This window comes from Pseudomonas sp. S2_E02, from assembly GCF_054668355.1.
In genome coordinates this window covers 4,738,850-4,763,378 of sequence record NZ_CP162761.1, presented here as the reverse complement: position 1 = coordinate 4,763,378, position 24,529 = coordinate 4,738,850, and the positions used below count along the sequence as shown (strand labels likewise).

General features: G+C 59.9%; 22 protein-coding genes. 10 read left to right on the top strand and 12 right to left on the bottom strand.

Annotation, left to right across the window (positions count from 1 at the left end; translation table 11 throughout):
- Positions 1-10: 10 nt before the first annotated feature.
- Positions 11-2,371, bottom strand: coding sequence for a TonB-dependent receptor (locus AB4O01_RS21420; protein ID WP_460089466.1), 2,361 nt, complete (start codon positions 2,369-2,371; stop codon positions 11-13).
- Positions 2,372-2,536: 165 nt separating this feature from the next.
- On the opposite strand from AB4O01_RS21420, the gene AB4O01_RS21415 reads away from it, so the two are divergent.
- Both AB4O01_RS21415 and AB4O01_RS21410 read left to right on the top strand, forming a co-directional pair.
- Positions 2,537-3,481 carry a LysR family transcriptional regulator gene (locus tag AB4O01_RS21415; RefSeq protein ID WP_093440466.1) on the top strand — a complete coding sequence of 315 codons (945 nt, stop codon included), beginning with the start codon at positions 2,537-2,539 and terminating at the stop codon, positions 3,479-3,481.
- 214 nt (positions 3,482-3,695) lie between these two features.
- On the top strand, positions 3,696-5,312 hold the full coding sequence (locus AB4O01_RS21410; RefSeq protein WP_460089464.1) for an alkaline phosphatase family protein: 1,617 nt from the start codon (positions 3,696-3,698) through the stop codon (positions 5,310-5,312).
- Positions 5,313-5,509: 197 nt separating this feature from the next.
- Here the strand turns inward: AB4O01_RS21410 and AB4O01_RS21405 are convergent, their stop codons facing one another.
- Complete coding sequence (locus tag AB4O01_RS21405) at positions 5,510-6,418, bottom strand: TauD/TfdA dioxygenase family protein (RefSeq protein ID WP_099757694.1); 909 nt, start codon at positions 6,416-6,418, stop codon at positions 5,510-5,512.
- 183 nt (positions 6,419-6,601) lie between these two features.
- Here AB4O01_RS21405 and AB4O01_RS21400 point away from each other — a divergent pair, with 183 nt between their 5' ends.
- Positions 6,602-7,522, top strand: coding sequence for a LysR family transcriptional regulator (locus tag AB4O01_RS21400; RefSeq protein WP_093440454.1), 921 nt, complete (start codon positions 6,602-6,604; stop codon positions 7,520-7,522).
- 117 nt (positions 7,523-7,639) lie between these two features.
- Here AB4O01_RS21400 and AB4O01_RS21395 read toward each other — a convergent pair whose 3' ends face one another.
- Positions 7,640-8,653, bottom strand: coding sequence for an ABC transporter substrate-binding protein (locus AB4O01_RS21395; protein ID WP_093440450.1), 1,014 nt, complete (start codon positions 8,651-8,653; stop codon positions 7,640-7,642).
- Between the two features lie 396 nt (positions 8,654-9,049).
- Here AB4O01_RS21395 and AB4O01_RS21390 point away from each other — a divergent pair, with 396 nt between their 5' ends.
- From AB4O01_RS21390 to AB4O01_RS21380, 3 genes are read left to right on the top strand one after another with little or no spacing between them, the layout of a single operon-like run.
- Positions 9,050-10,648: an ABC transporter permease gene (locus tag AB4O01_RS21390; RefSeq protein ID WP_460089461.1), complete on the top strand. Its 1,599-nt coding sequence runs from the start codon at positions 9,050-9,052 to the stop codon at positions 10,646-10,648.
- On the top strand, positions 10,645-11,460 hold the full coding sequence (locus AB4O01_RS21385; RefSeq protein WP_093440440.1) for an ABC transporter ATP-binding protein: 816 nt from the start codon (positions 10,645-10,647) through the stop codon (positions 11,458-11,460). Before AB4O01_RS21390 ends, AB4O01_RS21385 begins: the two co-directional genes overlap by 4 nt.
- Positions 11,461-11,474: 14 nt before the next feature.
- Positions 11,475-13,085, top strand: coding sequence for an arylsulfatase (locus AB4O01_RS21380; protein WP_460089459.1), 1,611 nt, complete (start codon positions 11,475-11,477; stop codon positions 13,083-13,085).
- 200 nt (positions 13,086-13,285) lie between these two features.
- Here AB4O01_RS21380 and AB4O01_RS21375 read toward each other — a convergent pair whose 3' ends face one another.
- A complete protein-coding gene (locus tag AB4O01_RS21375; RefSeq protein ID WP_460089457.1) occupies positions 13,286-14,356 on the bottom strand; it encodes a fatty acid desaturase in 1,071 nt (356 codons plus the stop codon).
- A 100-nt stretch (positions 14,357-14,456) separates the two neighbouring features.
- On the opposite strand from AB4O01_RS21375, the gene AB4O01_RS21370 reads away from it, so the two are divergent.
- The gene (locus AB4O01_RS21370) at positions 14,457-15,461 is read left to right on the top strand and encodes an AraC family transcriptional regulator (protein ID WP_093440427.1); all 1,005 of its coding nucleotides are present in this window, start codon (positions 14,457-14,459) and stop codon (positions 15,459-15,461) included.
- A gap of 103 nt (positions 15,462-15,564) precedes the next feature.
- Here AB4O01_RS21370 and AB4O01_RS21365 read toward each other — a convergent pair whose 3' ends face one another.
- A complete protein-coding gene (locus AB4O01_RS21365; protein ID WP_460089455.1) occupies positions 15,565-16,950 on the bottom strand; it encodes a heavy metal sensor histidine kinase in 1,386 nt (461 codons plus the stop codon).
- Entirely contained in the window at positions 16,940-17,620 is a 681-nt protein-coding gene (locus AB4O01_RS21360; protein WP_016987597.1) for a heavy metal response regulator transcription factor, read from the bottom strand. Before AB4O01_RS21360 ends, AB4O01_RS21365 begins: the two co-directional genes overlap by 11 nt.
- A gap of 135 nt (positions 17,621-17,755) precedes the next feature.
- Here AB4O01_RS21360 and AB4O01_RS21355 point away from each other — a divergent pair, with 135 nt between their 5' ends.
- Both AB4O01_RS21355 and uraH read left to right on the top strand, forming a co-directional pair.
- Complete coding sequence (locus AB4O01_RS21355) at positions 17,756-18,241, top strand: GlcG/HbpS family heme-binding protein (protein ID WP_460089453.1); 486 nt, start codon at positions 17,756-17,758, stop codon at positions 18,239-18,241.
- A 12-nt stretch (positions 18,242-18,253) separates the two neighbouring features.
- Positions 18,254-18,664: a hydroxyisourate hydrolase gene (gene uraH / locus AB4O01_RS21350; RefSeq protein ID WP_093440416.1), complete on the top strand. Its 411-nt coding sequence runs from the start codon at positions 18,254-18,256 to the stop codon at positions 18,662-18,664.
- A 122-nt stretch (positions 18,665-18,786) separates the two neighbouring features.
- Here the strand turns inward: uraH and AB4O01_RS21345 are convergent, their stop codons facing one another.
- Complete coding sequence (locus AB4O01_RS21345) at positions 18,787-19,464, bottom strand: Crp/Fnr family transcriptional regulator (protein ID WP_093440412.1); 678 nt, start codon at positions 19,462-19,464, stop codon at positions 18,787-18,789.
- An 84-nt stretch (positions 19,465-19,548) separates the two neighbouring features.
- Here AB4O01_RS21345 and AB4O01_RS21340 point away from each other — a divergent pair, with 84 nt between their 5' ends.
- On the top strand, positions 19,549-20,073 hold the full coding sequence (locus tag AB4O01_RS21340) for an Mpo1 family 2-hydroxy fatty acid dioxygenase (RefSeq protein WP_460089451.1): 525 nt from the start codon (positions 19,549-19,551) through the stop codon (positions 20,071-20,073).
- 119 nt (positions 20,074-20,192) lie between these two features.
- On the opposite strand, the gene AB4O01_RS21335 is transcribed toward AB4O01_RS21340, so the two are convergent.
- From AB4O01_RS21335 to oscA, 5 genes are all read right to left on the bottom strand, one after another.
- Positions 20,193-21,182: a sulfate/molybdate ABC transporter ATP-binding protein gene (locus tag AB4O01_RS21335; protein WP_016987602.1), complete on the bottom strand. Its 990-nt coding sequence runs from the start codon at positions 21,180-21,182 to the stop codon at positions 20,193-20,195.
- Positions 21,183-21,185: 3 nt separating this feature from the next.
- Positions 21,186-22,058 (bottom strand): sulfate ABC transporter permease subunit CysW, encoded by an 873-nt coding sequence (cysW, locus tag AB4O01_RS21330; protein ID WP_108224225.1) that lies wholly within the window; start codon positions 22,056-22,058, stop codon positions 21,186-21,188.
- Positions 22,059-22,071: 13 nt separating this feature from the next.
- On the bottom strand, positions 22,072-22,890 hold the full coding sequence (gene cysT, locus AB4O01_RS21325; protein WP_038367238.1) for a sulfate ABC transporter permease subunit CysT: 819 nt from the start codon (positions 22,888-22,890) through the stop codon (positions 22,072-22,074).
- 173 nt (positions 22,891-23,063) lie between these two features.
- Positions 23,064-24,077, bottom strand: a complete 1,014-nt coding sequence (locus AB4O01_RS21320; protein ID WP_460089449.1) for a sulfate ABC transporter substrate-binding protein — start codon at positions 24,075-24,077, stop codon at positions 23,064-23,066.
- Between the two features lie 135 nt (positions 24,078-24,212).
- Positions 24,213-24,395, bottom strand: a complete 183-nt coding sequence (oscA, locus tag AB4O01_RS21315; RefSeq protein ID WP_034151822.1) for a sulfur starvation response protein OscA — start codon at positions 24,393-24,395, stop codon at positions 24,213-24,215.
- Positions 24,396-24,529 lie beyond the last annotated feature (134 nt).

Here is a 24,529-nt window from a genome sequence, read left to right as displayed (position 1 = left end):
GAGTGACGAATCAGAAGTCGTAGCGACCGGTGACGCCGAGGGTGCGCGGTGTGCCGAGCAAGCCTTCATAGCCGCCGTTACCGCCCGTCCACAGGGTCGTGTAGTAGGTTTTGTCGAAGGCGTTTTTCAGCCACAGGGATACGTCCCACTGGCCCTGATTGAAATCGCCGCGCAGGCCGGTGGAAAAGTTGACCACGGCGTAACTCGGGATCTGTCCGAAGTCGGAATCCTCGACGGTACCGACGGCTTTCGAGCGAAACGCGTAGCTGGCAGTGACGTAAGGTTCGAAACCGTTATCCAGATTCCATTTGTATTCACCGTTGGCGTTGCCGATCCATTTCGAAGCGCCGACCACCTGATGGCCGCTGAGGTCGCAGGACGCTGGGGCCCCCGGCGCCTGACTGACTTCCGGCGGGCACGGGGCATCTTTGTACGAGAGGTAACTGACGTCGTTGTAGGAGCCGTTGATGTTCAGGGTCAGGCCGCGCAGCGGGATCACCGTGCTTTCGAACTCGACCCCGCGTGAACGTACGGAACCGGCGTTGGTCAGGTACTGCACACGGTTTTCCGCGTCGTAGGCGTTGGTCTGGTAAGCGTTGACCTGAGTCCAGAAGACGTTGGCGTTGAGTTGCAGACGGTGATCCCACAGCGTGCTTTTGAAACCGAGTTCGGCGTTGTTCGCGCGCTCGGTGCCGATCAGCAGCGAATCGGCACCCGCTACCGGTGCGGAACCGACGGCGAGGTTGACCCCGCCGGACTTCTCGCCGTGGGATAACGTGGCGTAACCGAGCACATCATCAGTGATGCGATAGCTGAGGTTGAGCAGCCCGGAAGGACTCGAGCTGTACTGATTCAGATCGCCGGAATCGTAAGCGCCGGCACGACCGCGCCGCGCCGTGGCCGCAGCGCCCGTAACGGCGGCGCCACCGAGCGGCGCATCGCGAGTGACCCAGGCTGATTTCTCTTCATACGTGCCACGCACCCCGGCGGTGAAGTCCAGTCGCTCGGTGAGGTGCCAGGTGCCTTGGGCGAACAATGCAAAACTGTCGGTCTTGATATGACCGTTGCCGACACTGGTGACGTTGGCCAGCGCACCGGGCGCCGTACCATTCCAGATATCCGCTTGCGGGCCGTAATAAGCGAAGGATTTATTGTCCAGATCCGAGCCGAAGTAGTACGCGCCTACGACGTAATCGAAGAACTCACCCTTGGGCGAGGCCAGGCGAAATTCCTGCGAGTACTGTTTGTCTTCCACCGACACCCCGGCGTTGTAACTCGCCGGCACGTTGAGGCCATCGTCGTTGCGCGGGGTGAAATTCCAGAAGCGATAGGAGCTGATCGAGGTCAGCGTGAAGTCGCTCGGAAGCGTCCAGTTAGCCTCCACCGAAGTGCCGCCCTGATGCACGGTGACATGCTGGTCGTTGTCCAGATTGACCTTGCGGTGCGAGCCATTGACCAGCGTTGCGCCGGCGGCATTGGCGCGCGACTGGTACAGGTTGACGCCGTTGATGGTCGGCCCGGTGTTGTACAACACGCGGGTGCCGGCGCTGGAATCTTCTTCGTTGTAGTCGCCGATCCAGCGCAGGTTGAAATCTTCATTGGGCTTGAACAGCAGTTGTGCGCGGAAGCCCTCGCGCGAGCCGCCGTTGAGATCATGGCCGTCGTATTCGTTTTTGATGTCACCGTCGCTACGGGTTCGATAAGCCGAAAAACGCCCGGCCAGTTGATCGTTGAGCGGGCCGGAAATGGTGCCCTTGGTCTGGAAGTAACCGTCCTCACCCACCGAGGTTTCGATGCTGCGCTCAGGGGTGAAGGTTGGCGCGCGGGTGCTGATGTTGATCACCCCGGCAGTGGTGTTTTTGCCGAACAACGTCCCCTGCGGCCCACGCAAGACTTCGAGCTGTTCGATATCCATCAGGTCAAACACCGCCATCCCCGGGCGGCCCAGATAGACGTTATCGATGTACAGGCCAACGCTGCCTTCCAGACCATCGCTGGCCGGGTTATTACCGAGGCCGCGGATCGATACGCTGGACTGCCGCGCGTGCATGTAGGCGACGTTGACGCTGGGCACCAGCTGTTGCAAATCCTGAATCCGGTAGACCCTCTGCGTCTCCAGATTCTGCCCGCTGACCACGCTCATTGGCGTTGGTACATCTTGCGAACTTTCTTCGCGGCGGCGGGTGGTGACGGTCACGGTTTCCAGTTGCGAACTGTTGGCGGCAGGCTTGCCGGCCAGCACCGGCGCCGGGGTTTCGGAGTCGGCGGCGTAACCGTGAGTCCAGCTCGCGCTCCCTGCCAGCAACAGGGCCAGAGGCAGGCGTTTGAGCCGTCGTGGCGTTAGGGGTGACGCAAGGTTCAACGGACTCATGGCGCGGCTCCTGGTCAAAAAATACACAGACATCATCAGCGCTGTATATTCTTTTAAGTTATTTATTTATGGATTTACAAATATTTACTGCATAAGAGATTGCCTTTATAAGGAGTCGACCTAATGCATATCCAATGCATTTCCCGGATATTTTTTATGTGAAAAATGCATATCGACTTGCGCCAACTTCGTCACTTCATCGCCCTGGCTGAACAACGCAGCTTTGTGGCTGGCGCGCAGGCGGTGAACCTGTCGCAGTCGGCGTTTAGCCGCAGCATTCAGGCGCTGGAGCACAGCGTCGGCTGCCAGTTGGTCGATCGCGGACGCAAGGAATTGCCGCCGACCAAACAGGGCCAGGTATTGCTCGAACACGCGCGGCGACTGGTCAGTGGCGCGCAGCAGATGGCCAACGAGATCAGTCAGTTCAATGGGCTGGAAGCGGGGGAATTACGCTTCGGTTGCGGACCGGCGCCGGCGGCGGGTTTGATCCCTCGCGCGATTGGCAGCTTCATCGGGCGCTATCCGAAAGCGCGGGTGCAGTTTCAGGTCGATGACTGGCAGAGTCTGAGCAAGCGGTTACTCAGCGAAGAGTTTGAATTTTTCGTCGCGGACACTCGGCACTTCGAGGCAGATCCGGATTACCTGACCTACCGGTTGCGACCGCGCAAATGGCATTTCTGCTGCCGTGCCGGCCACCCTTTGGCCGGGTTTGAGCGGGTCACCGCCGAGCAATTGATGAGCTATCCCTTGGCGGTAAGTATTCGTCCGCCGAACCTGCGCAAAGTCATAGTCGACCTCAGTGGGCGGCCGGATTTCACACCCAATGTGGAGTGTGAAAACAGCTCGAGCCTGCTCAGCGTGGTGCTGCGTTCGGATGCGATCGGGATTGTCGGGGCGTATTCCGACGCGCTGCATCAGGCCAAGGGCGAGTTGGTGTGCTTGCGCATCGAAGGACTGGCGGATGATCTTGAGGAACTGTACACCCGCTACGGGATTGTCAGCCGCGCAGGGTATCGGTTGTCGCCGTTGGCGGAGGCGATGATTGAGCAGATCAAGGCGATTGATCAGCAGGATGAAGAGGTTTGTTCGCTGCAGAATCTCGCCGTTTGACATGACGCTTTCGCGAGCAGGCTCGCTCCCACAATGGATTGTGGTGAATTCAGAATGTGTGATCGCCACTAACCCTGTGGGAGCGAGCCTGCTCGCGAAGAGGCCGGCACAGGCACCGATGCATTTCCTGCATAAAACCCATTCCCCAAATGCACTTGCCGAACACCCCCACTGAAAGCGAAAAACCCCACCTGTCTCTCTGACCGGTGAAACCATGTCCAACTCGCCAAACCCCGTGCGCAACGTGCTGTACATCATGTGCGATCAACTGCGCCGCGATTACCTGTCCTGCTACGGCCATCCGCATCTGCACACGCCGAATATCGATCGCCTGGCTGCAGCCGGCGTGCGTTTCAGCCGCGCCTACACCCAAGGCACGATTTGTGGCCCGTCGCGGATGTCGGCCTACACCGGACGCTATGTCAGCAGCCATCAAGTGGCGTGGAACGCCGTGCCGTTGCCGCTGGAAGAACTGACCATCGGCGATTACCTGCGCCCGCACGGCATTCGTACTGCGCTGGTCGGCAAGACCCACGCGACGGCGAATGTCGATGCCTTGCAACGCCTGGCAATCAATCCCGAAAGCGAACAGGCCGAAATCCTCAACGAAGTCGGTTTCGAACCTTACATGCGCCACGACGGCATCTACCCCGACGACCCGCTGTTCGACGACAAACGCGAATCCGCGCCCTACACCCATTATCTGCGCGAGCAGGGGTTCGACGGCAAAAACCCCTGGCACGACTGGGCCAACGCCGCCGAAGGCGAGCACGGTGAAATCCTCAGCGGCTGGCAAATGCGTCATGCGAATTTGCCAGCACGAATTCCCGAGCAACACTCAGAGACTGTCTACACTACAAATCGAGCCATCGACTTCATCACCGAGCAAGGCGAGAAATCGTGGTGTTTACACCTTTCCTATATCAAACCGCACTGGCCCTACATCGTACCATCGCCGTACCACGCCTTGTACAGTACGAAATCGATTCTAGCAGCGGTCCGCGCGACGCCCTCCGAAGCCAGCAAACACCCCGTATACACTGCCTTTCGCCAGCATGAGGAAAGCCTCAACTTTTCCCGCGATTCAGTACGATTGACTGTAATCCCTACGTACATGGGTCTGATCAAGCAGGTGGATGATCAACTCGGACGGCTGTTCGACTTTTTGCAGAGCAACGGTCGCTGGGATGACACATTGATCGTGTTCACCAGCGATCACGGCGACTTTCTCGGTGATCACTGGTTGGGCGAGAAGGAGTTTTTGCTGGAGCAGGCGGTGGGCGTGCCGTTGATCGTGCGTGATCCTCGGGCAGCGGCGGATGTCACGCGCGGCACGGTGGATGATCGACTCGCGGAAACCATCGATGCGTTGCCGACCTTTCTTGAAGCACTGGGATTGCCGGGGGCAGAGCATCGGCTTGAAGGGCGTTCGTTGATCCCGCTTCTGCACGGCGAAAATCCGCACTGGCGCCACTATGCAATCAGCGAATACGACTACGCCTTCCAGGCGCCGGCGCGTGAGCGTCTGGGCCAGCCGATCGATCGCTGCCGGATGACCATGGTGCGTAGCGAGCGCTGGAAGTACCTGGCGTACGACGGCTTTCGACCGCAGTTGTTTGACCTGCTGAATGATCCGCAGGAGTTGCGGGATTTGGGTGATGCCCCGGAATTCGCGGCGGTGCGCGAGGAGCATGCGGGGTATTTGTTTGAGTGGGTGCGGGGGTTGAAGCGGCGTACGACCATCAGTCATCAGGAGATAGATGGGCGTGGGCAGCGGTTTCGTTATGGTGAGCCGCAAGCCGAGAAGGTTGTGCAGATTGGTGTTTGGTAGCGGGAAGAGCCCCTCACCCTAACCCTCTCCCGGAGGGAGAGGGGACTGAATGGGGGATATTGCAGAGATACACCGACCTGATCCAGCTTCACCGAATCCATAATCAATAAGGTGGTTCAGGTCGATGCATCCCGAAAGACAACTCGGTCAGCTCCCTCTCCCTCGGGGAGAGGGCTGGGGTGAGGGGCTTTTGATCTTCAATCACGCCCCTTAATTGTCTGACTGCGCTGCCCTGAAGCCCCAACCGGCACTTCACCCTTCAACGTCACCCGACGCACCACCCGATCCTGAGTACCGTAATCATCAATCGCATAATGCTGCGTCGAGCGGTTATCCCAGATCGCCACATCACCGGCCTTCCAGCGCCAGCGCACGGTGTTTTCCTGACGGATCACATGACTCTGCAACAGCCCGAACAGATGCGCTGAATCCGCTTGCGAGTAACCCTTGATGCGTTTGACGAAATGCCCCAGCAGCAAGCTCTTCTCGCCGCTGATCGGGTGCACGCGCACCACCGGATGCTCAGTCTCGTAAACGGTCGACGTGAAGACCTTGCGATAACGCTCAAGCTTCTCCGCCGAGACGTCCGGCTTGGCGCTGGCGTAGTCGTATTCGTTGCTGTGCACGGCGACCAGTTTGTCGGCCAGTTCACGCAGCTCGGTCGGCAAGCCGTTGTACGCCGTCGCGGTGTTGGCCCACAGGGTGTCGCCGCCGAATGCCGGCGCGACGACCGAGCGCAGGATCGAGGCTTTCGGGTAGGCGTCGACGAAAGTCACGTCGGTGTGCCAGGAGTTGGCGCGCTGACCTTCAGCACCGTCCAGCTCCAGCAGATAACGCGTGCCTTCACGCGACGGCACGGTCGGGTGCGCCACCGGCTCGCCGAGCAAATGGGCGAAGGCTTCCTGACGCTGATCGTCGAGTTGGGTCTGCTCACGGAAGAACACGACTTTGTATTGAACCAGAGCCTGCTGGATAGCTTCGACCGTGGCGGCGTCCAGCTCACCGGACAGGTGCACGCCACGGATCTCGGCGCCGATACGACCGGCCACCGGATGAATCTCCAGCGCGTGGACAGCGGGTTTTACTGCGAGTGCGGCATTGCTCATGGGTAGACCCTCATCGACTGCTTACGGTTTTGGACGGCAGCGAAACAACGCTCTATCTATATTCCATTTACATCTAATAGATATTCACATGCTTCGTTGACGGAATAAGAGCTTGCATTTAAAACCTCTAGCAACCCTCGTCGCAAATGCCTTCGAGCTATTTTTAGGATGCCGGAAAAGCATATGGACCTTCGCCAATTGCGTTACTTCATCGCCCTCAACGAACACCGCAGTTTTGTCCGCGCGGCGGACGCGATGGGCATCACTCAACCGGCGTTCAGCCGCAGTATTCAAGGGCTCGAGCAGGAGTTCGGCTGCGTGCTGGTGGATCGCGGCAACAAGGATCTGCGCCCCACGCCCGAAGGCCAAGTGGTGCTGCAACACGCCCTGAGCCTGGTGCAGGGTGCCGCGCTGCTCAGTGCCGAAGTGACGCAGATGACCAAGCTCGATGCCGGCGAAGTGCACTTCGGTTGCGGCCCGGCGCCAGCAGTGAAACTGGTGCCGGACGCCGTGGCGCAATTCATCAACGCGCACCCGAAAGTGCGCACCTGTTTTCAGGTGGATAACTGGGAAAAACTCAGCCGCGCGTTGAGCCGTGAAGAGATCGAATTCTTTATCGCCGACATCCGCCATTTCGAGTCCGATCCAAACTTCCAGACCCAGGCACTGACGCCCAAACGCGGGGTGTTTTTCTGCCGGCCGGGGCATCCGTTACTGGCCAAGGAAAGCCTGTCGACCAACGACATGTTCGACTACCCGTTGGCGACGACGCTGATCCCCCCGGGGATTCGCAAATTATTGGCGAACCTGAGTGGCCGCATCGATTTTTCCCCGACCATCGAGACCGAGCATTTTCCGGCGCTGGTGAAGGTGGTGCTGCAATCGAATGCGATTGGCGTCGGTACGGAAGAGGCGTTTGTCGAGGACATTGCCAAGGGTTCGCTGGTGTTGCTGCACTGGCGCAATCTGCCGCAGAACCTGGAGAGCATGAATGCGCGTTGCGGGATTGTCAGTCGTACCGGGTTTCGCCTGTCGCCGGCGGCACGGGCGATGATCGAGACGTTGGTGGCGGTGGATCGGCAGGAGATCAGCGTCGCTGTTTGAAGAGATCGTTCCCCCGCTCTGCGTGGGAATGCAGCCCGGGACGCTCCGCGTCCCAAAGCGGACGCAGAGCGTCTATTGATGCGTTCCCACGCAGAGCGTGGGAACGATCGGCGTACTTTAGAGCTTGGCCGCTGCCAACTCAGGCGCCACCCAATCATTCACCTTGAACGGCTTGCGAATCAGCTTCTGCTGCGCCGCCAGATCAACTTTGTCCTGCAAGCTGCCAAGGAACACCGGATCCAGCGTCGACGGGAACACTTCGCTCAACTTCTGATCCTGCAGATCCTGGGTCAGGATCACCGGCGGATAGCTGGCCAAACCCGAGACCAGTTGCACGTATGCGGCCTTGTTGCCGTCCTGCGTCAACCACTCCACGGCCTGTTGTTGCGCCTTGAGCAACTTGGCCACCGCCTCCGGGTGCGCGTCGACAAACTTGCCCGTGCCGACCAATACCGACTGCACGCTGCCTGCGCCACCGAGATCTTTGGTGTTCAGCGGCAACTCGGCCAGCCCCTTGGCCTGCAATGCGCTCAACCCGGAGCTGCCCCATGACGCATCGATCTGCTTGGCTGCCAACGCCGCGACCGCTGCATTGAAATCCAGATTGATCACTTTCAGATCCTTCTCGCTCAGGCCCTGACTTGCCAGCGCCGCATCAAACGACAACTGCGTCGCGGTGCCACGGAAGATCGCCACGCGCTTGCCCTTGAGATCCTGCAACGTCTTGATCCCCGAACCCGGTACCACCCCCAGATACTGCTTCACCCCACGCGCACTGGCGCTGAGCAAGCGAGTATCCAGGCCATTGGACTTGCCGATGATTGCCGCCAGATCGCCGAGATACGCCAGATCAACCTGACCGTTGGCAAACGCCTCATTGATCACCGGTCCCGCTCCTTTGAAGAAACTCCACTGAATCTTGATGCCCTGATCGGCAAAGGCCTTTTCGAAGATCTGCTGATCACGCAGCACGTCGACCACACCGCCGCCACTGTGTTGAGTCCCCGCGCTCAGGTCGGGCACGGCGATTCTGATTTCCTTGAGTTCGTCGGCATGCGCGGTAAACGCCAGCAGGCCCACCAGAGCAGGAACGGCAAACAGACTGAAAACACGTTTGAAGGGGAGGTTCATGGGTGCTGCTCCTTGATCACGACGGGCGTTGAGGAGCCGAAAGTAGGCCGAATGACTACCTACGCTTAAATACTATAAATGCACATTTTTATAGCTTTTAGCGCTAAGCGAGCAGCGCCGGGGCTCGCAGCGGCGTATGCATTAACAGCATCGAAAATATTCTTCGAATGCATTGGATGCGTGTGGGCTGGAGGCCTTAAATGGCGCTGCTTATCTCTAAAAACAACTTATTGAAGATTATTTATAACCATTAGCTCTTAGTTAATACCGCAAGAGATCGCAGCCTTCGGCAGCTCCTACAGGGGTCAATTCAAGGACGCATTCCCCCGTGGGAGCTGCCGAAGGCTGCGATCTTTTGATCTTGATCTTGAGCCAACCCGACAACGGAGGTCACCCATGGCCCGCCAATCCTTGCTCAGTCTTCCACTCCCCGCGCCGCCGCTGAAAAGCCGCCGTACCTGGCCCAGCCTGAACCAGCGCCTGTTGCCATGGCTGCTGCCGCTCAGCTTGTTCGCCCTATGGTGGCTGGCCGCACGCAATGAATGGATGAGCGAGCAGATCTTGCCGGCGCCGTCGCTGGTCTGGAACAGCGCTGTCGAGCTGTCTCAAGGCGAGTTATGGAGCCATTTGTGGATCAGCCTGCAGCGTTTGTTCTGGGGCCTGCTTGCCGGGGTTTCGGCCGGTGCATTGCTCGGCGCAGCACTGGGCTTCAGTCAGCGTCTTGAACGTTTGATCTTCCCGACCTTCGCCGGCCTGTCGCAAATACCGACGCTGGCGTGGATTCCATTGTTCATGGTGTTTTTCGGCATCGGCGAAGTGCTGAAACTGGTGGTGCTGATCAAAGCGATCGTGGTGCCGGTGACCCTGCACACATTGGTCGGCGTAAGAGATGCCCAGCCGAAATTGCGTGAAGCCGCCGCTGTTCTGCGCCTGCCGCCACGCCTGCTGATTCGGCGCCTGGTATTGCCCGCCGCCCTCCCCGCGTTCATGGCTGGCGTGCGCCTGGCGCTGGCCGCCGGCTGGACGTCGTTGCTGGCCGTCGAACTACTCGCCTCGAGCGAAGGCATCGGTTACCTGATGGTCTGGGCGCGGCAACTGTTCATGCTCGACATCGTTTTCGTCTGCATCGTCGTCATCGGTTTGATCGGCGTGGCGATGGATCGCGGCATCGGTCTGCTGGACAAGAAACTGGTGCACTGGCCGCATCCGGCCACCGCCGAAATTCGTCGCGGCCCGCGTTATGACGGCTGGCAGCGGCTGCAACCGTGGCTGCTACCGCTGGGCTTGTTGGCATTGTGGCAATTGGCGAGTGACCAACAGTGGGTCGACGCCAATGTTCTGGTCAGCCCGTTGGCCGTTTTGAGCACGGCATGGGCTGGCGTGCTCGACGGCACGTTGATCAGCGGCATGGCCCTCAGTCTTGGTCGCACACTCGGTGGCCTGTTGCTCGGCGGCGGACTCGGATTTGCCTTGGGCCTGCTGCTGGGCCTGTCGAACATCAGCGAACGCCTGCTCGGCCCGACCCTCGCGGCCATCCGCCAGATCGCCATTTTCGCCTGGGTGCCGCTGCTCACCGCATGGTTCGGTCTCGGCGAATTGGCCAAGTGGGTGTTCGTCGCCCTTGCCGCTTTCTTCCCGCTGTTTATCGCCACGCAACGCAGCGTCGCCAATCTCTCACCGCAACTCAACGAAGCCGCACAAGTGCTGCGCCTGAGCCTCGGCCAGCGTCTGCGTCGACTGGTACTGCCGGGCGCCGCGCCGGGGATTTTCGCCGGGCTCAGACTGAGCCTGATCTACGCCTGGCTCGGCACCATCGGCGCCGAATACTTCATGCCGTCGAACGGCGGCATCGGCAGCCAGATGATCGGCGCGCAACAACTGCTGCGCATGGACCTGATCATGGCCGGCATGCTTTTCGTCGGTCTCACCGGCGCCCTGCTCAACCTCATTGGCCAACGCCTGGAAATTCGCGCGACCCGCTGGAGACACGCATGAACGCACCGATTGTCAGCTTCAATCACGTAGGCAAATCCTTCGACGTCGACGGTTTCGAACTGGAGGCGATTCGCGAATTCAACCTGGACATCGCCGAGGGCGAGTTCGTCGCCATTGTCGGCTCTAGCGGCTGCGGCAAATCGACATTGCTGCGGTTATTGGTGGGCCTTGATACGCAGTTTCGCGGGCAGATTACCGTGGATGGCAAAGCCGTCAGCGGCATCGGCGGCGAGCGTGGCATTGTCTTTCAGGAACACCGTTTGTTCCCGTGGCTGACCGTTGCCGACAACATCGGTCTGGGCTTGGTCAACGAACCGCTGACTGCTGCGCAGAAACAAAAGCGAATCAACGATTTCATCGACCTGGTCGGCCTGCGCGATTTCACCCGTGCCTACCCGCATCAGCTGTCCGGCGGCATGGCCCAGCGTGTGGCGATCGCTCGCGGTCTGGTCGCCAGCCCACGCATTCTGCTGCTTGATGAACCCTTCGGTGCCCTTGATGCACTCACCCGCCAGCAGATGCAGGACGAGCTGCTGGCGATCCGCGAGCGCGCAAAAATCACCACGATCCTCGTCACCCATGACGTCGAAGAAGCGATCTTCCTCGCCGACCGCGTGGTGGTGATGGAGCCGCGCCCGGGCCGCATCAAGCAGGTGGTCGACATCGCCCTGCCCCATCCGCGCCAGCGCAGCAGTTTCGACTTCCATCAGTTGCGTGAAGAGCTGCTGCACGAGCTGACCAGTGACGACCATTACCAACCGAGCGTGCCGGTGCAGATCCGCGATCTGCCGCTGACGTTCATTGCCTGCTGAACAGGAGTTTTGCGATGCCGCAACGTCCCAATTTTCTGGTGATTCTGGCCGACGATTTAGGCTTCTCCGATATCGGCGCGTTCGGCGGCGAAATCGCCACGCCGCACCTTGATGCCTTGGCCAACAATGGTCTGCGTCTGACCGATTTTCATACTGCGCCGACCTGCTCGCCGACCCGATCAATGTTGCTGACCGGCACCGACCACCACATCGCCGGGATCGGCACCATGGCCGAGACACTGACGCCGGACCTGATCGGCAAACCGGGTTACGAGGGTTATCTCAATGACCGCGTCGTCGCACTGCCCGAACTGTTACGCGAGGCCGGTTATCAAACCTTGATGAGTGGCAAATGGCACTTGGGTTTGAAGGCTGAACTGGCGCCCCATGCACGAGGTTTCGAGCGCTCGTTTTCGCTGCTGCCCGGCGCGGCGAACCATTACGGTTTCGAACCGACCTACGATGAGCAAACGCCAGGCCTGCTGAAATCCACGCCGGCGCTGTACATTGAAGACGATACGTTTCTCGATGAGTTGCCGAAGGATTTCTATTCCTCCGATGCCTTCGGCGACAAGTTACTGCAGTACCTCAAGGAACGTGACCAGACCCGGCCGTTCTTCGCTTACCTGCCATTCTCCGCACCGCACTGGCCGTTGCAGGCGCCCGCCGAGATCGTCGAGAAATACCGTGGCCGCTATGACGCCGGCCCTGAAGTGCTGCGCCTGGAACGCCTGGAAAAGCTCAAAGAACTCGGCCTGATCGAGCCGGACGTCGAGCCACATCCACTGATTCAGTTGACCCAGCAGTGGGACGCGTTGAGCGAGGAGCAAAAGCAGATTTCCGCGCGGGCCATGGAGGTTTACGCGGCGATGGTCGAGCGCATGGACTGGAACATCGGTCGGGTTGTCGATTATCTGCGCCAGCAGGGGCAGCTCGACAACACGTTCATCCTGTTCATGTCCGACAACGGTGCCGAAGGCGCGCTGCTTGAAGCATTTCCGAAATTCGGCCCGGAACTGGTGACGTACCTCAGCCAGCATTACGACAACAGCCTCGACAACATTGGCCGGGCCAACTCCTACGTCTGGTACGGGCCGAACTGGGCGCAGGTGGCGACCGCACCATCACGGTTGTTCAAGGCGTTTACCACTGAAGGCGGGATCCGGGTGCCGGCGCTGTTGCACTATCCGCAATTGGCGATCAAAGGGCAGATCAGCCATGGTTTCGGCACGGTGATGGACGTCACACCGACGATTCTCGATCTGGCGGGTGTGCGGCATCCGGGCAAGTTGTGGCACGGAAAACCGGTCGCACCGTTACGTGGCAAATCGTGGCTGGGGTTCTTGTCGGGTGAGACTGCGCAGGTGCATGACGAGCACACGGTGACAGGGTGGGAATTGTTCGGGCGTCGGGCGATTCGCCAGGGGTCGTGGAAAGCGGTGTGGATCCCCGGGCCGGTCGGGCCGGCGACCTGGCAGCTGTATGATTTGAGCAGTGATCCGGGGGAGATTCATGATCTGGCGGTGAGCCGGCCGGAGAAGCTCAGCGCGTTGATCGGGCATTGGCAGCAGTATGTCGAGGAGACTGGGGTGATTCTCAGTGAGTCGCCGTTTCAGCCGGACTGAGGGCAAGATCAAAAACACCCTCACCCCAGCCCTCTCCCGGAGGGAGAGGGGGCCGACCGAGGTGTCTTTCGTCAAACATCGACCTGAAAAATCGGGTCGATTATGGATTCGACAAAGCTCTTTCACTTCGGTGTAACTCCTCAATATCCCCGGGTCGGTCCCCTCTCCCTCTGGGAGAGGGCTAGGGTGAGGGCCGCTTGTCAGGCCTCCACCGCCTCACCAGACACCGCAACTTCATCCCGACGAACAAACCGGTTCGCCCGCCCAAACGTCCCAAAATCATTAAACCGAACCCCCATCTCACGCATCACCTTATGCGCCACCGGCACCGTCATTTGGCGAATATAAAACGGCTCCTTCACGACAAAATGATGAATCCCGTGGCTGCTGCCAAAGTTGAAGCAAAACGCCTGCAACGGCCACAGCCACCAAGGGTTCAGCACCTGGCACTGCTGCAGCACATTGCCCAGCTCGACATCACCGTAGTAATGCATGTTCGAGCTGATGAAGTGCAGGCAAAAGGTGCGCAACACGTTCGGGCCGATGATCACCACGGCGGCGATATCGATCACCTGCATCACCGACAACGTTATTGCTGACCAGTCGATCGGCGCGCCCAGCAGGTAAGCAATGCCATTGGCCGCATGAAAGCCGAGAAACACATACCACGCACCCCAATGCACCAGCGCCAGCGGCGCGTAGACCTTCAGCGTGCGCTTGATGATGCTGAACTTGTGCGCCCAGGTCTTGGCTCGCAGCATGCGGATGAACGCCGACATGACGTTGTCGCCAACCATCAGCAAACGTGCAAAACCCCACGGCTCGCCGTTGGTGATCGCGCGCTCTTCCATATCGGTTTCAGTGCCGGAGACCTTGTGGTGATTGAGGTGCAGGTGCCGACGGATCCACGGGTTGATCGTGCTCGGCCGCGCCAGCCACACCAGGCCCATCATCAGGTTGTGCGGCACGCGCTGCTTGCGGAAATACATGCTGTGGATCAGGTCGTGCTCAAGCTCATGGGTCAACGAAGCAAAAAACGCGTTGAGCAACAGACAAACCCACCACGCCATATGGCCGGTGATGTACAGCGTCGCCGAGCCGATCATCCCGATCAGGGCAAAGGCCAGAATCCCCGCGCCCAGCGCATCCTGATGCTGGAGAATCGGGTAGCGCTCGCGCAATTCGACGCCTTTGGCCAGCACCACTTGGCGAATATGCGCTGATCGCTGGGCCGCATTGTGTCGCTGGGGACTTGCAGAAGTACCGTCCATGCTTCCATCCTCGGGTTTATGATGTTCGCATCGTGCCTCGCCAAGGCTTCAATTGCGGTAGCCGAGAACGCCAACCTGTTGACCGGAAGCGCCAATCAGCATGAAGGAACCGACCTCCCTCGCCAGCTGGACCCGTGCCTTGCGCAAGCAACTCGATGCGCTGGGACTGGACAGCATTGCCCTGTGTCAACAGGCCGGGCTCGATCCGAGCTTGATGGATGATCCCAACGCGCGCTATCCACTGTCCGGCACCACGCGTCTGTGGGAAATTGCCGTGCAGGTCAGTGGCGACCCGGCGATTGGTCTGCGCGTGTCGCGCTTCGTCAGCCCGACCACGTTCCATGCCCTCGGTTATGCGCTGGTCGCCAGCGGCAGTTTGCGCGAGGTGTTCGAGCGCATCGTGCGCTATCACCCGGTGGTCAGCGATGCGCTGGAACTGGAGCTGAGTCGTGGCGACGACCGCTATCAATTTCGTCTGAAAATTCCGTCAGGCAATCCCGCACCAGCCTTCGAAGCCATCGACGCGTTCACCGCGATCTACGTGCGCACCTGCCGCAATCGTCTCGGCCGTGATTACGCACCGCTGGCGGTTTATCTGCGCCGCCCGGAGCCGAGCGATGCGCACCAGTGGCACAAAGTCTTCCGCGCTCCGGTGCATTTCGGTTGTGTCGAGGATCGTCTGGAATTCGCCCTCGCCGACTTCGACAGCCACCTCGACGACGCCAATCCGGAACTCGCTGAACACAATGAAGCGGTGCTCAAACGCACGATGGCCCAGCTTCAACCGCTGACTTGGGAGCGCAAGGTGCGCGATGCGATTGAAGAACAATTGCCGGAAGGTGAGCCAAGTGCAGAACGCATTGCTCAGGCGTTGCACCTGAGTTTGCGCAGTCTGCAAAGGCATCTGGCGGATGAAGGTTGTCGCTTTGATACGTTGCTCAACGAGAGCCGCGAGAATCTGGCGCTGCTGCACCTGCGCGATCCGCAGTGCTCGTTGAGTGAGGTGAGTTATTTGCTCGGGTTCGCCGACACCAGCAGTTTCAGCCGCGCGTTCAAACGCTGGACGGGGCTGACGCCGGGGCAGTTTCGTGATGGGTTGCGCTGATCCAGAATCAGTTTGTCTGATCTGGCGCCATCGCGAGCAGGCTCACTCCTACAGGGGGAACGCATTCCAATTGTAGGAGTGAGCCTGCTCGCGATAGCGCCCTTTAATTCAACGCAAAACCCAACTCAAAAACGGTGCTGTCGGCATCACTGCCCACCCGCACCTGCCCGCCATGCAATTGCATGATCGACCGGACAATTGCCAACCCCAATCCTCCCGAATCCCCCGGCTCCGCGCGCGAAGGATCGACGCGGTAGAAACGGTCGAACAGTTTGCCCAGATGCTCCGCCGCAATGGCCGGGCCATGGTTGTGCACTTGTAACCAGCACCAGCCCGACTCGTCACGCCGGCGCAGGCTGATCACGGTTTCGGAGTCAGCATGACGCACGGCATTGGCCAGCAAGTTGCCCAGCGCCCGTTGCAGCAACTGCTGATCGGCGAGCAATTCGCCATGCAGTTGATTGTCCAGCCGCAGGTCGCGGTCATCGGCCAAGGCTTCAAAGTAATCACACAGTTCACTGCCAACGCTTTGCAAATCCAGGGTTTGCAGATTGAGCGCGCGCTCGGCCTGCTCGGCGCGGGCAAGGAACATCAGGTTTTCCGCCATGCGCTTGAGCCGTTCGAACTCTTCCATGTTCGAGGCGAGAACTTCCTGATACTCCTCGGTGCTGCGCGGATGATTCAGCGCCTGCCCGTTGCTCGCCAACAAGGTGTGCAGCGGCGTACGTATCTCGTGGGCGAGATCGGCGGAAAACTGCGAGAGGCGCTGCACGCTGTCGTCCAGCCGCGCCAGCATGCCGTTGAGCGCCTGCACCGGCTCAAGCAGTTCGGCGGGCGTGCCGTTGGCGGGCAAGCGTTGGTCGAGGCTGCGCAGATCGATACCGCGTACCGCTTCGCTCAACTGCCGCAACGGTTGCAGACCCCGGCGCAGCAACAGCAAGCCCAAGGCAAAGGCCAGCAAAGCACCCAGTCCAACAGATAAGTACAGGCGCAAGCGATAGCTGCCGAGCATCTGTTCGCGCTCGCTAAGCACTTTGCCGGCGATCACGGTCAGCGGTTCGCCGTTCGGCCCCTGCGCTTCGCCGGACAACAGCGCGAGTTCGGCACCGTCCGGCGCTTGCCACGTCAACACATCACGGCGCTGCGGCGTTTGCTCGCGGGGGATCGCGTTCAGCGCGGGCAACTCGCGTTGCCGTGGGTTGATAGCGATCACACTGGAGCCATCGGCGCGGCGCACCAGCAACAGGCTGTCGAGGTTACCGAGCATGTTCTGATACAGCCGTGGCCGCGCCTGCAAGGCATCGAGGCTGTCGCTGTCAGCGAGCAACGCGCGCACTTGCTCCAGTCGACCGAGCAACGCAAGGTCGTCGCGGTAGGCGATTTCCGACGCCAGCGAACGGTAGAGGAACACGCCAATCGCGCTCAGCACCAAAGCGCAGACCAATGCGAACGCCAGCGCCAGACGCCAGGCGATCGACCTAGAGCGCATCGTCAGGCGCTTCCAGTTGATAACCGACGCCGCGCACGGTGTGAATCAGTTTCGGCATGTACGGGTCATCGACTTTCGCACGCAAACGCCGCACCGCGACTTCGACCATGTTGGTGTCGCTATCAAAATTCAGGTTCCACACCTGCGAGGCAATCAGCGTGCGCGACAGCACTTCGCCCTGGCGACTGGCGAGCAATTGCAGCAGGGCGAATTCCTTGTTGGTCAGGGCAATGCGCTGGCCACCACGGCTGACGCGGCGGCGCAGGACGTCGATTTCCAGATCGGCGATGGTGTACGACTCGGCTTCGCGCATCGGCCCGCGCCGCAACAACGTGCGCACCCGCGCGAGCAGTTCGGCGAAGGCGAAGGGCTTGAGCAGGTAATCATCGGCGCCCAGCTCGAGGCCGCGCACGCGATCTTCAATGGCGTCCTTGGCGGTCAGGAACAGCACCGGCGTGGCGCCGCGCTGGCGGATCAGCTGCAGCAATTGCCAGCCGTTGAGGCCGGGGAGCATCACGTCGAGGATGATCAGGTCGTATTCCTGCTGCTCGATAAAGTAGCGACCATCGAGGCCATTGAGCGCCACGTCCACGGCGAAACCCGACTCGCCCAGGCCTTTGGCGAGGAAATTCGCGGTTTTGGCTTCATCTTCTACGACCAGCAAACGCATGGCACACCTCGATTGATAGGCACACAGGCTAGGCGTCTTCGGCGGCGTTGCCCATTACAAACTTGTAATCAGACTGACGAGGTTCTGACGAAGACCGGCGATTAAGGTGTCGACCTTCGCTTTTGGAGCCTGTCCATGACCGTCAAATACTTCGTTGCAAGCCTGATCATCGGCCTCAGTGGTGCCGCTGTCGCCAGCCCTGAACTGCCGCGTCACGCTGATCTCGACCTGAAAACTGCACGGCTGCTCGCCGACACGGCAATGGCCAACTGCACCGGCACGGTGTCGGTGCTCGATCGGGGCGGCAATCTTCTAGTGACCCTGCGCGGCGATGGCGTAGGCCCGCACAACACTGTTGCCAGCCAGCGCAAGGCTTACACCGCGCTGTCGACCAAGACCGCGACCCGGTTGTTCGCCGAACGCGCTCGCAGCAACCCGGAAACCGCCAACCTCAACACCCTCGACGAGTTGCTGTTGCTCGGCGGCGGCATCCCTTTGTTCGCTGCTAATGAGTTGGTCGGCGCGATGGGTGTAGCCGGTTCCGGCGGCGGCGAGCAAGACGAAAACTGTGCGATCAAGGCTGCCGGGAAAACCGGTCTGGCCACTACCCGTTCCCAATAAGGAGATGCATCCATGAGCACTTTGCGCATGACCTTCGCCGCGCTCGGCCTGAGCGCTTTTTCCAGTCTGGCTCTGGCTGCCGGCAATCCCCTGAGCGTGCACGTGCTCAATCTGGAAAACGGCCTGCCTTCGCCAGGTATCAACGTGACGCTGGAGAAACACGTCGGCCAGAACTGGCAGCCACTGGCTCAAGGCACGACCAATGAACAGGGGCGAATTGCCGAATTGTTCCCGGCCAAACAGCCTTTTGAAGCGGGTGAATACCGCGTGGTGTTCAAGACCGGCGAGTACTTCAAGAAGGTCAAGCACGACACGTTCTTCCCGGAGATTCCGGTGATCTTCGAAGTGAAGCAGACCGATCAGCATTACCACATCCCGCTGCTGCTCAGCCCGTACGGTTTCTCGACCTATCGCGGTTCCTGAATCAATACTGCCCCATGTGGGAGCGAGCTTGCTCGCGAAGGCGGTGTGTCAGTCAGCAATCATGTTGAATGTTAAATCGCATTCGCGAGCAAGCTCGCTCCCACAGGGGCTTGGGCGAATTGTCAGATCGTGGCGAGAGCGCGCAATCGCATGGCATCAAGGATTTCGATCTCTCCATACCCGAGTCCGATAATCCCCTGCCCCTGCAAATCCTTAAGGATCTGGTTGGTGGTCTGCCGCGACAGCGACAGCATCGATGCCAACTGCTCCTGCGGCAGTTGCAGAACGCGGCGTGGCGCATCGAGCTCGCCGTAGCCTTCGGCAATCATCAGCAAGCGATGGGCCAAGCGTGCCGGGGCTGGCAGCAGGCTCAGTTGTTCGAGATTGATAAAGGTCAGGCGCAGTTTATGGCTCATCAGCAGCGCCAGGTGCCGCCAGTACACCGGGTGTTCGTCGAGCAGTTTGAGCAACGTCGCCTGAGGGATATTGAGCAAGGTGCACGGCCCGACTGCATAGGCGTCATGAGTGCGCGGCTGGCCATCGAACAGGCAGATTTCGCCGAACCAGTGCGGCGCCTCGACCAGACTCAACAACGCCTCTTTGCCCTGCTCGCTCACCGCGCCTATACGCACGGCGCCATCGAGCACCGCGTACAAGCCGCACGGTGGATCACCGCGCTGGAACAGCCGCTGCCCTGCCGTCAGCCGCCGCTCCCGGGCCGTAGCCAACAGACTATCCTGAAAGGATGCCGGCAGATGACTGAACCATTGGCCGCTCATCAACCGTGAACGTATTTGCATAAACACTCCTGGACTGTCGCCTGCCTGACAGAGCGAACCCTGATCCCGAGGGATGATGCGATCAACCCTACCGGAGGAACAACAATGAAAAGCCTCGTCGACCATCTCAGTCAATACGCCGCCTACCACCGTGACCCGCGCAACATCGCCAGCCACTTTATCGGCATTCCGCTGATCGTGGTGGCGGTGGCGGTTTTGTTGTCGCGGCCAGAATGGTCGCTGGGTGGGTTGTGGATATCTCCAGCCGTTGTCGTGGCGCTGGCCTCGGCGTGGTTTTATCTGCGTCTGGAGGTGAAGTTCGGGGTGCTGATGACGCTGCTGATGGGGCTGTCAGTCTGGGCCGGGCATGTGCTGGCGCAGCAGAGCACCCTGGTCTGGCTGAGCAGTGGTCTGGCGATGTTTGTGGTCGGCTGGGTGATCCAGTTTGTCGGGCATCACTATGAAGGGCGCAAACCGGCGTTTGTCGATGATGTCTCGGGGCTGATTGTCGGGCCGTTGTTTGTCGTGGCCGAGGTGGCGTTCGTGCTCGGGATGCGGCGTGAATTGAAGGAGCAGATCGAGGCGCGGGCGGGGGTGGTGCGGGTTAATCCGAAGCGTGCTGCAATCTAGACTTTATGCCCGCTCGTTCCCACGCCTTGCGTGGGAACGCCGCCATGGACGCTCCGCGTCCACTGTGACGCGGAGCGTCACGGGATGCATTCCCACGCAGAGCGTGGGAACGATCAGTCTTAGAGGCTGGCGACTTTCTGCCAGACCTTCGGCTTGAAGAACAGGGTTTCACCCTTGGCCAGCCCGATCAGGCTGTCGTGGTCTTTCACCACTTCGGCTTCAATCAGATCAGTCTGCCCTTCTACCTTCAGCGTGACCCGCGTGGTCGCGCCCAACGGCCGGATATCACGCACCTCTGCCGCGTGGTGATCCTCCAGCTCATGCTTGGACAGCGACACCTCATGCGGGCGGAACAGCACGTGGTTGTCGTCGCTCAGCAGCAAGCGGTTCGAATCGCCGAGGAAGTGATAAACGAAATCGCTGGCCGGGTTTTCGTAGACGTCGCCCGGTGAGCCGATCTGCTCGATCACACCCTTGTTCATCACCACGATGCGGTCGGCGACTTCCATCGCTTCTTCCTGGTCGTGGGTCACGAACACCGAGGTCAGGTTGATATCTTCGTGCAGACGCGCCAGCCAGCGGCGCAGTTCTTTACGCACCTTGGCATCCAGGGCCCCAAACGGTTCGTCGAGCAGCAGTACTTTCGGCTCGACCGCCAAGGCGCGTGCCAGAGCAATCCGCTGACGCTGACCGCCGGACAACTGCTCCGGATAACGATCCGACAACCAATCCAGCTGCACCATGTTCAGCAACTCATGAACCTTGACCGCAATCTGGCTTTCGCTCGGGCGCTGGTTTTTCGGTTTCATGCGCAGGCCGAACGCGACGTTGTCGAACACGGTCATGTGGCGGAACAACGCGTAGTGCTGGAACACGAAACCGACATTGCGATCACGCACGTCGTGGCCGGAGACGTCTTCACCGTGGAAGACGATGTTGCCGTTATCCGGGGTTTCCAGGCCGGCGATAATCCGCAGCAGGGTGGTCTTGCCGCAGCCCGAGGGGCCGAGCAGCGCGACCAGTTCGCCGCTGTGGATATCCAGGCTGATGTTGTCCAGCGCCTTGAACGCATTGAAATTCTTGCTGACGTTACGCACTTCGATCGACATGAATTATTCCTCCGCGGCGCTGGCGCGCAGGCGGTTGATACGGTTTTCGCTCCACTGCTTGAGCAGCAGGATGAAGAGCGCCAGGATCAGCAACAGGCTCGCCACGGCGAACGCGGCCACGTGGTTGTATTCGTTGTAGAGGATCTCGACGTGCAGCGGCAAGGTGTTGGTCACCCCGCGAATGTGCCCGGAGACCACCGACACCGCACCGAATTCACCCATGGCCCGCGCGGTACACAGCACCACGCCATAGATCAGGCCCCACTTGATGTTCGGCACGGTGACATGCCAGAACATCTGCCAGCCGTTGGCGCCGAGCAGGCGCGCGGCCTCCTCTTCCTGCGTGCCTTGTTCCTGCATCAACGGAATCAGCTCACGGGCCACGAACGGCACGGTGACGAAGATCGTCGCCAGCACAATGCCCGGCAGGGCGAAGACGATCTGGATGTCGTGATCCTGCAGCCACGGCCCGAACAGGCCCTGCGCACCAAACATCAGCACGTAGACCAGACCGGCGATCACCGGCGACACCGAGAACGGAAGGTCGATCAGCGTCACCAGCATGCTCTTGCCGCGGAACGAGTATTTACTCACGCACCACGCGGCGCTGACGCCGAACACCAGGTTCAACGGCACCGAAATCAGCACGGCGAACACGGTGAGTTTCAATGCCGACAGAGCATCCGGTTCAAAGATCGCGGTGAAGAATGCACCGAGGCCATTCTTCAAACCCTGCGATACGACGATAAACAACGGCAGCAGCAGAAACAGGAAAAAAACCAGCCAGCCAAGGCCGATCAGGACCCTGCGCGAAGTGGCGCTGCCACGGCGTGCCGCATTGGCCGAAGAGGCGGCCGCAATAGACGATTGGGACATGGTTCGCGCCTCCTTATGGGGTTTCGATGCGCCGCTGCAGCAAGTTGATCAGCAGCAACAGGACGAAGGAAACCACCAGCATCAAAACGCCGATGGCGGTAGCGCCGGTGTAATCGTATTGGTCGAGTTTGACCATGATCAGCAGCGGCAGGATCTCCGTTTTCATCGGCATGTTGCCGGCGATGAAAATCACCGAACCGTATTCGCCGACGCCACGGGCGAAGGCCAGGGCAAAACCGGTCAGCCAGGCGGGCAACAATGCGGGAACGAGGATGTGGCGGAACACCTGCAAGGGTTTAGCACCTAGGCACGCGGCGGCTTCCTCGACTTCACGGGGAATGTCGGCCAGCACCGGCTGCACGGTACGCACCACAAACGGCAGAGTGACGAAGGTCAGCGCCAACGTGATACCCAGCGGGGTATAGGCAATCTTGAAACCGAGGTCAGCGGCGAATTGCCCGACCAGTCCTGCCGGCGCGTACAGCGCGGTCAACGCGATACCGGCCACGGCAGTCGGCAGGGCAAACGGCAGATCGATCATCGCGTCGATCACCTTGCGCCCCGGGAAGGTGTAGCGCACCAGCACCCAAGCGAGCAGCGTGCCAATGATGCCGTTGATGATCGCGGCACACAGCGCGGTGCCGAAGCTCAGCTTCAGGGCGGCCAGCACGCGCGGTGCGGAGATGATCGTCCAGAACTGATCCCAGGTGAGTTGCGCGGCGTGGACGAACATCGCCGCCAGCGGGATAAGCACAATCAGACTGAGGTACACCAAGGTGTAGCCCAGCGTCAGCCCGAAGCCGGGTATGACGGGGGAGATACGACGCGACATAAAAGTCCTTGGTTAAAAAGCGATCCGCTGAACGCACCCATGTGGGAGCGAGCTTGCTCGCGAAGAAGGAGTATCAGCCAACTCCACGTCGTCTGACACTGCGCTTTCGCGAGCAAGCTCGCTCCCACATTTTCTGCGCCTGGCTAAAGGCTTGATGTGTGGCTGAAGTCAGATTACTGCGCCTGATAAATCTGGTCGAACACGCCACCGTCGTTGAAGAATTTCGGCTGCGCGGTTTTCCAGCCGCCGAAGTCCTTGTCGATGGTCACCAGTTCCAGTTTCGGGAACTGCTGAGCGTACTTGGCAGCCACGTCCTTATCACGCGGACGGTAGAAGTTCTTCGCGGCAATTTCCTGACCGGCCGGGCTGTACAGGTGCTTCAGGTAGGCCTCGGCGATCTGCTCGTTGCCTTTTTTCTCGGCGTTCTTGTCGACCACGGCCACTGGCGGCTCGGCGAGGATCGACAGCGAAGGCACGACGATGTCGAACTTGTCGGCGCCGCCATCTTCTTTCAGTGCCAGGAACGCTTCGTTTTCCCAGGCCAGCAACACGTCGCCCTGACCGTTGTTGACGAAGGTGATGGTCGAACCGCGTGCACCGGTGTCGAGGATCGGCACGTGCTTGAACAGGGTCTGCACATATTCTTTGGCTTTGGCTTCGTCACCGCCGTTGGCTTTCAGGCCGTAGGCCCATGCGGCGAGGAAGTTCCAGCGCGCACCGCCGGAGGTTTTCGGGTTCGGGGTGATCACCGAAACATCGTTCTTGACCAGATCGCCCCAGTCCTTGATGCCTTTCGGGTTACCTTTGCGCACCAGGAAGACGATGGTCGAGGTGTACGGCGTGCTCGCTTCCGGCAGCCGCTTCTGCCAGTCGGCGGGCAGGGTCTTGCCGAGTTTGGCGATTTCGTCGATGTCGCCAGCCAGCGCCAGAGTCACGACGTCAGCCCGCAGACCGTCGATCACCGCACGGCCCTGCTTGCCCGAACCGCCGTGGGATTGCTGGATTTTCACGGTGTCGCCGGCGTGATCTTTCTGCCAGTACTTGATGAATTCAGCGTTGTAGTCCTGATACAGCTCGCGCGTCGGGTCATACGACACGTTGAGCAGTTCGTAATCCTTGGCAACGGCGGAACCGGCAAACACAGCACTGGCCAGGGCGGCCAAAGCGTAACGGCGAATCGACGACATGGTGAAAGCTCCTGGAATTCTGGGTGGTGGCTTTTTCTTATGTATTTCGGGAATCGTGTTGTCGGTTCAAAGATCGCAGCCTTCGACAGCTCCTACGCACAGCCCCCTGCAGGAGCTGCCGCAGGCTGCGATCTTTTAGCCCGGTTGTTTGCCCGGTTGCTGCAAACGGAATTTCTCTTTGCGTTCGATCTGCACGACCTGGGCGTTGTGCACAGTGATCTCCACCGCGCCGAAACGCAGATCGCGCAGAGCGCTCTGGATTTCACGCAAGATGGTGGTTTCGTCCTGACCGTCAACGCTGCGAAGGGATGCGCTCATGGTGCTGCTCCTTTGAATGGGATTTGCCTGGCAGTGGGCGGCACTGCGTTCGGCGTGGGAGCAATATAAGAGAGGCGCAGATATTCTTAAAAAGACTATTTAAGAATGTTTATATAACTGAAAAACTGATCGTT